Source organism: Limimaricola sp. G21655-S1, from assembly GCF_027213785.1.
Classification (GTDB): Bacteria; Pseudomonadota; Alphaproteobacteria; order Rhodobacterales; family Rhodobacteraceae; genus Limimaricola.
Map to the genome: position 1 here is coordinate 1 of NZ_JAPWGO010000546.1, position 232 is coordinate 232.

At 61.2% G+C, this 232-nt stretch carries 1 pseudogene; it reads right to left on the reverse strand.

Going from position 1 to position 232, the window contains the following annotated elements:
• Positions 1–232, reverse strand: a pseudogene (locus O4G76_RS21765) (preprotein translocase subunit SecY); the annotation flags it as partial.

The window sequence follows — 232 nt, forward strand, 5'->3', positions numbered from 1 at the left end:
TCACCGGGCTTGTTGCGGCCCCCTGGCTAAAGGTGGAGATCGTGGTCGGCAGCAACAGCAGCGAGGAGGCAAAGATCGCCGGGATCACGCCTGCCGGGTTGACCTTGACGGGAAGATGCGAGGAGCCACCATCATAGCCCTTCATACCGACTTGGCGGCGCGGGTACTGAATGTGGATCTTGCGCAGCGCACGCTCCATGAAGACCACGAACATGATCACCGCACCCACCAT